This window comes from Spirillospora sp. NPDC048824 (assembly GCF_043198455.1).
Lineage (GTDB): Bacteria > Actinomycetota > Actinomycetes > Streptosporangiales > Streptosporangiaceae > Spirillospora.
In genome coordinates, this window is the sequence record NZ_JBICUS010000052.1 from 1 (window position 1) to 2666 (window position 2666).

Consider the following 2666-nt stretch of genomic DNA (forward strand, 5'->3'; position numbering starts at 1 on the left):
CCGACCCGGCCCCGGCCTGAGCACGCCCCATCCAGCGTTGCGGTCACGCAACGCTAATTCGCCATGCCTCAAAGCACCCGAGCTGAATGCTTACGTGTGAGTGTGGTGACGCAATGTGGGTGGTGACGCAGTGAAGGTGACGTGGCGCTATTGCGTGGCTGAGCATTCGCGGGGGGCTGATGTTTGTTGTGCTTGTTGCGGTGGCCTTTATCGCGACTATGTGGCTGGGGTGGGTGGACGGCTGAGGTGGCCTCTGCGGGTGGGTGCTCGGGTGCGGCTTGGTTGAGGGCTGGAGTCACTTCGGCTGGGGTTGTGTCGTCAGGTGGGTGTACTGGTGCGGCTGGTTGCGGGGTGCGGTTGATGCTGCGCCGGTGGGCGTCGGCGATGAGCGGAGATGGCGGTTGGGCGGCGAAGGCGGGTTGATAGAGGACGCGGCCGGGTGCAGGACGCGAGTGGCTTGGACAGGCGGTTGGTTGGGACACGCGGTTGGCCGGAGGACGGGTAGGCAATTCCACGCTGATTGTGGGCACCGGTGGCTGTGCGGTGGCAGTCACCGCCATTGCTCGTGTTTCGCATTCGGCCAGCCGAACATCGCCAGGCCGGGGTGGGGCAGCGGCTGCCGGGCTGCTGGTGGAAGCGATTGGCACGGTTGATTCCCGCGATGGTCAGGGGCCTGCTGCCTGGCGTCGGCCCCGGGTCGGGTTGGGCCGGTGTCGGCGGGGCCGGGGCTGAACCCTGTGGCTTGCGGTCGGATTCCACAGGTCCGTGGCGGGGGGGGGTGTCGGTGGTGTGGGAGATGGATCATCCGGTGGCCGGACGCGGTATGCGTATCGTCCGTCCTGACCTTTGGTGATGTGGATGAGGGCGGGGTTGGACGCTTTCCAGCGGTTGTGCCAGCCGCAGGCCAAGGCGAGTTTGTCGATGTCGGTGGGGCTGTGTCCGAGGGCCCAGCCGTTGACGTGGTCGACCTCGCACAGTGTTCCGGGGACTTCGCAGCCGTGGACCGCGCAGGTGGGGTAGAGGGTTTCCAGGACGCGCCGTTGGCCGGGGGAGGCGAACCGTTCCCTGTGTCCTAGGTAGAGCGGTGTGTTGCCGCGTCCCAGGATGAGTGGGGAGACTCCGGCTGCCAGGGCGATGCGGCGGGCCTGTTCGGCGGGGATGGGGGTGCCGTCGGTGAGGCGGGCGGGGGCGCCACCGCCTGTGAGGGTGTCCAGGTCGCAGATGACGGTGACCTTGGTGCCCTTGTGCCCGCCGGACAGGACGCTGATGAGCGCGGCGGCGGTGCGTTCTGACAGGTCGCGGCGGTCGTCGGTCCCGGCGGGTTTGGCGAGGGGGGCCAGGGTGCCGTCCCAGATGGCGGCGTCTTCGGCGTTGAGCCAGCCTTTGATGTAGCGGCCGCCGTCCAGGGAGCGGGTGGAGTCGATCCAGGAGCGTTCGTAGCCGCGCCGGGTGTCGTCGTCGGGTGCCTGTTCGGTGCCGTCGCGTTCGGCGATCAGGTCGGTGATCTTGTTGCCGAACGCGGCGACCTTGCCCGCCGAGAACCCCTGGCCGGTCAGGTCGAGCAGGATCTCTTCGGCGGCTGCACAGTCTTCGTCGTTCAGGCGGGCGACGGCACCGGCGATCGTGGCGGCGTATCCGTAGGACAGCTCACCGCTGGCCAGTCGGTCGGCCACTCGCGGAAGACGATCTCGCTGGCGGGAGAGGGCCAGTCGCTCCTTGGCGCGGGCCTCCCGCATGCCCATATGTGTTCGTAGCCACGCCAGCGCGGACGGCAGGCCCCACCGGCGCATCTCCCCAGCGCGATCGACTTGGCCGATCAATCCGGCAAGGGTGCCTTCGTGTAGGTCGATGGTGCGGGCCAGCGTCTCCGCCTGCTCCATGCAGACGGCCGGACTGTCCACCATGGGACGGCGGGCGAGTTCGGCCGCGATCGAGGCGGCCGCGTCCACCAGCTCACCGGTGGACGCCGCCCCGACGTCGATCGAAAGACTCGAACCCATGAACCAATATTATCGAACATCCAAGATCGATAAGTCGATATTAGGTTAGAATATTAGAGCTCTCCAGCTATATTGCCGATGAGTTGTATGCGAAGCGCAGATGGAAGGATGGAAGGATGAGAGAAGCGGGGTGTCGCCGATAATGCTTTTGTCCGGTTTATTCTCTGAGCTCAGCCGACGCCGACCCGAGCGATGAATACCTAACCCAACCGCCGACCTCAGCCGAAGTGACAGCAATTGGCGCCGACCTGGACGGATCCGCTGAACGGTCAGGGGCCACCGCAACCAGGCACCTGCATCAGCCAAACAAATCCGACAAAAGACCACCGCAAGGGACGCGATAAGGCTCAACCCGCGTAGTTGCCGGCTCGCGGGCTCGCAGGCTCGCAGGAGGCGTATCCGTCCGGGGCGTCCGAGTTGGGACGAAATCTGTGCTCATAATCGGGGTAGGCGTCGACCAGCAGGGGAAATTGGTTGCGGACGTCACCGGCCTACTGCTCGGTGAGATAGGTGCGCAGAGCCTCGCAGAGATTCTTGCAATCGCCCCGCGCCGCCCGCTTCAGCCCGATGCCGGCTCTTCTGCTGTTCCCGTGGGTCGTTGACCGGCGGCGAGGTGGCTGCTGTGGCTGTGTGGCCTGGATAAACGAACACGCCGTACCCGGCGTA

The 2666-nt window shown here is 66.1% G+C and carries 1 protein-coding gene; it reads right to left on the reverse strand.

The genetic code is table 11. The annotated features are described in order from the left end of the window. Positions 1 to 665: 665 nt before the first annotated feature. Entirely contained in the window at positions 666 to 2000 is a 1335-nt protein-coding gene (locus ACGFIS_RS37415) for a DUF222 domain-containing protein (RefSeq protein ID WP_392974008.1), read from the reverse strand. Positions 2001 to 2666: the final 666 nt, after the last annotated feature.

Excerpts from the sequence above, each read along its gene's own strand:
- ACGFIS_RS37415 (WP_392974008.1), bottom strand. The coding sequence starts at position 2,000 with ATGGGTTCGAGTCTTTCGATCGACGTCGGGGCGGCGTCCACCGGTGAG.